The sequence below is a fragment of the Kitasatospora sp. NPDC059803 genome (genome assembly GCF_042732255.1).
In the GTDB taxonomy this organism is placed as follows: domain Bacteria; phylum Actinomycetota; class Actinomycetes; order Streptomycetales; family Streptomycetaceae; genus Kitasatospora.
Genome location: NZ_JBHWIJ010000091.1, coordinates 23,336 through 27,848 on the forward strand (window position 1 = coordinate 23,336; position 4,513 = coordinate 27,848).

Annotated in this window: 1 pseudogene; it reads left to right on the forward strand. The window is 73.4% G+C overall.

Annotation, left to right across the window (positions count from 1 at the left end):
• Positions 1-62 precede the first annotated feature (62 nt).
• Positions 63-4,513: pseudogene (locus tag ACFV6I_RS17010) on the forward strand (amino acid adenylation domain-containing protein); the annotation flags it as partial.

Genomic DNA, 4,513 nt, shown 5'->3' on the forward strand with positions numbered 1-4,513 from the left:
CCCCAGACGGGTGTGCGGCGGCGGTGTGGACCGTTGGGACGCGGGGGGGGGGGGGCCGGCCCGTGCCGCGGAGGGCGCTGGCCCCGCGGCCGCGCCCGGCCACCATGTCGTACGGCGGCGACCTGCTGGAGCTCCGGATCGACACCGAACTGCACGCGGCGCTGGTGGAGTTGGCGCGGCGCTCGGGTGCGACCCTGTTCATGGTGCTGCAGGCCGCGCTCGCGGCGCTGTACACGCGGCTGGGCGCGGGCACGGACATCCCGATCGGCAGCCCGATCGCGGGCCGCACCGACGAGGCGCTGGACGAGTTGGTCGGGTTCTTCATCAACACTCTGGTGCTGCGGACGGACACCAGCGGCGACCCGAGCTTCACGGAGCTGCTGGGGCGGGTGCGGGAGACGGCGCTGTCGGCGTACGCGCACCAGGACGTGCCGTTCGAGCACCTGGTGGAGGCGCTGAACCCGTCCCGCTCGCTCTCCCACCACCCGCTGTACCAGACCGGGCTGGTCGTGCAGAACGCGCCGGGCGGTGACTTCGAGCTGCCGGGCCTCCGGGTCTCCGGGGTGACCGTGCTCACCGGGACCGCGCGGCTCGACCTGACCTTCGGGTTCGCGGAGGAGCACGGGCCCGACGGCGCGCCGGCCGGGCTCAGCGGTGCGGTCGAGTTCAGTACCGACCTGTTCGACCGCCCGACGGTCGAGTCGATGGTCACCCGGTGGACCAGGCTGCTGGCCGCGGTCGCCGCCGCGCCCGACCAGCCGATCGGCGGGATCGAGCTGCTGTCGGCCGAGGAGCGCCGCGAGCTGCTGCCCGCCGTCGAGGGCGGGGCGGCAGGGGTGAGCCTGCCGGAACTGTTCGCCGCGCAGGTGGCGGCGGTGCCGGACGCGGTCGCGCTGGTGTGCGGTGATGCGGAGTTGACGTACCGGGAGTTGAACGTATGCGCGGGCCGGTTCGCGCATACGTTGATCGCGCGGGGTGTGGGGCCTGAGCAGCTGGTGGCGGTGGCGTTGCCGCGCTCGGTGGAGTCGGTGGTGGCGGTCCTGGGCGTGCTGAAGGCCGGGGCGGCGTATCTGCCGGTGGATCCGGCGTACCCGCGGGCGCGGATCTCGTTCATGCTCGACGACGCCCGTCCTTTGGTGGTGGTCGACGACCCGGGGATGGTGGGCGACGGAGACTGGCCGGACACGGATCCGGTGGTCGCGTTCGACGTCCGGCATCCGGCGTACGTGATCTACACGTCGGGTTCGACCGGCCGCCCCAAGGGCGTGGTGGTGAGCCACGGCGGGGTGTCTGGTCTGGTGGCGGCGCAGGTCGAGCGGCTCGGCCTGGCGCCGGGCAGCCGGGTGCTCCAGTTCGCCTCGCCCAGCTTCGACGCGTCGTTCTGGGACCTGTGCAGCGCCCTGCTGACCGGCGCCACCCTCGTGCTCGCCCCGTCCGGGGCCCCGCTGGAGGCCCTGACGGACCGCCGGCTCGACGTCACCCATGTGACCCTGCCGCCCTCGGCCCTGGCCGCGCTGGACAGCACCGATGTCACGGCTGGCACCCTGGTGGTGGCGGGTGAGGCGTGCCCGTCGGAGCTGGTGGCGCGGTGGGCGCCGGGGCGTCGGATGGTCAACGCGTACGGGCCGACGGAGACGACGGTGTGCGTGACGATGAGCGCCCCGCTGGTGGCGGGCTCCGGCGTGCCGCCGATCGGCCGTGCGGTCGCGGGCTTCCGGGTGTACGTGCTGGACGAGCGGCTCCGCCTGGTGCCGCCAGGTGTGGCGGGGGAGTTGTACGTCGCGGGGCCGGGTCTGGCGCGCGGGTACCTGAACCGGCCCGGGCTCACCGCCGGGCGGTTCCTCGCCTGCCCGTTCGGCCCGGCCGGTGCGCGGATGTACCGCACCGGTGACGTGGTGCGGCGCCGGGCCGACGGCGAGTTGGAGTACGTCGGCCGGGCGGACCAGCAGGTGAAGGTGCGCGGCTTCCGCGTCGAACTCGGCGAGGTCGAGGCCGTCCTGGCCGAGCATCCCGGGGTCGCCCAGGCCGCCGTCGTGGCCCGGGAGGACCGGCTCGTCGGCTACGTGGCGGCCCGTCCCGACGTGGCCGTCCGTCCGGCGGAGCTGGCGGCACACCTGCGCGACCGGCTGCCGGACTACCTGGTGCCGGCCGTGTTCACGGTGCTGGACGTGCTGCCGCTGACGCCCAACGGCAAGTTGGACCGCGCCGCGCTGCCCGCTCCCGACCTCGGCTCGGCCGAGGTCGGGAGGGCGCCGCGCACGCCGCAGGAGCAGATCCTCTGCGAGCTGTTCGCCGAGGTGCTGGGCCGGGCGCAGGTCGGTGTCGACGACGACTTCTTCGACCTGGGCGGGCACTCCCTGCTCGCCACCCGGCTGACCGCGCGGGTGCGCTCGGTGCTCGGTGTGGAGCTCGGGCTGCGCGCGGTCTTCCAGGCGCCCACCGCTGCGGGGCTGGCCGAGGCACTGGCCGGGGCCAGCCGTGTCCGTCCGGCGCTGACCGTTCACGAGCGGCCGGAGGCGGTGCCGCTCTCCTTCGCCCAGCGTCGGCTCTGGTTCATGCACCGCATGGACGGCAGCGCCGCGACCTACCACATCCCGCTGGCGCTGCAACTGACCGGAACGCTCGACCGGGCGGCGCTGGACGAGGCGCTGGCCGACGTGGTGGCCCGGCACGAGAGCCTGCGGACGGTGTTCCCGGAGGTCGACGGCGTCCCGTGCCAGCGGGTCCTGGACCCGGCCGAGGCCCGGCTCCGGGCCGGGCTGACCGAGGTCTCACAGGCCGAACTGCACGACCGGCTCGCCGAGTTCGCCCGGCGGCCCTTCGATTTGGCGGCGGAGCCGCCGCTGCGGGCGGAGCTGTTCGAGCTGGCGCCGGACGAGCACGTGCTGCTGCTGGTCATGCACCACATCGCCGGTGACGGCTGGTCCACCGGCCCGCTGGCCCGTGACCTGGCCGAGGCGTACGCGGCCCGCTGCGAGGGCCGGACGTCGAGCCGGGCGGCCCTCCCGGTCCAGTACGCCGACTACACGCTGTGGCAGCGCGACCTGCTCGGCGACGCCGCCGACCCGCAGAGCCGGTTCGCCGAGCAGCTCGACTACTGGAAGCGCCAGCTGTCCGACCTGCCGGAGCTGATCCAGCTGCCCGCCGACCGGCCCCGGCCGGCCGTCGCCGGTTGGCACGGAGACCACGTCGGTCTGGAGCTGAGCCCCGAACTGCACGCCGCTCTGACCGAGTTGGCGCGGAACACCGGCACCAGTCTGTTCATGGTGCTGCAGGCGGCGCTGGCAGCGTTGTACACGCGGCTGGGGGCGGGGACGGACATCCCGATCGGGAGTCCGATCGCGGGGCGCACGGACGAGGCGCTGGACGAGCTGGTCGGGTTCTTCGTGAACACGCTGGTGCTGCGGACGGACACGAGCGGTGATCCGAGCTTCACCGAACTGCTCGGGCGGGTGCGGGAGACCTCACTGTCGGCGTACGCGCACCAGGACGTGCCGTTCGAGCACCTGGTGGAGGTGCTGAACCCATCCCGGTCGCTGTCCCACCACCCGTTGTTCCAGACGATCCTGGCCGTGCAGAACGCCCCGATGGGCCGGTTCTCGCTGCCCGGCCTGGAGGTCGCCACCTACGCGGTGGCCACCGGAACCGCCAAGTTCGACCTCGGGGTGAGCCTCGTCGAGCAATTCGGTCCGGCCGGGGAACCGGCTGGGATCGCCGGCGCGGCGGAGTACGCCACTGACCTGTTCGACCGTTCGACGGTCGCCGCCCTCGTGCGGCGCTGGACGCTCCTGCTGGAGGCGGTCACCGCCGATCCTGACCGGGCGATCGGGGGGATCGACCTCCTCGACTCCGACGAGCGGATTCGCCTGCTGGAGCGGGGCAACGCGACTGACCGTGAGGTGGCCGCCGTGCCGGTGCCGCAGGCGTTCGCGGCGCAGGTGGCGGCGACGCCGGACGAGGTCTCCCTCGTCTGCGGCGACGTCCAGTTGACGTACCGCGAGCTGAACTCCCGGGCGAACCGGTTCGCGCATGCGTTGATCGCCCGGGGCGTGGGTCCGGAGCAGGTCGTGGCCGTGGCCTTGCCGCGTTCGGTGGAGTCGGTGGTGGCGGTCCTGGGTGTCCTGAAGGCTGGGGCGGCGTATCTGCCGGTGGATCCGGCGTACCCGCAGTCACGGATCGAGTTCATGTTGGCGGACGCCCGCCCGGCGCTGATGATCGACGATCCGGCGCTGGTCGCCAAGGCCTCCGAGGCCTCCGAGTCGCCGGACACGGATCCCGTGGTCGCTCTCGATGTCCGGCATCCGGCGTACGTGATCTATACCTCGGGTTCGACCGGGCGCCCCAAGGGTGTCGTGGTTGCCCACGGCGGCGTGGCCAGTCTGGTGGCCGCCCAGATCGAGCGGTTCGCGATCGAACCCGGCAGTCGGGTGCTGCAGTTCGCCTCGCCGAGCTTCGACGCCTCGGTGTCGGAGATCTTCACCGCCCTGCTGTGCGGTGCGGCCCTGGTGCTGCC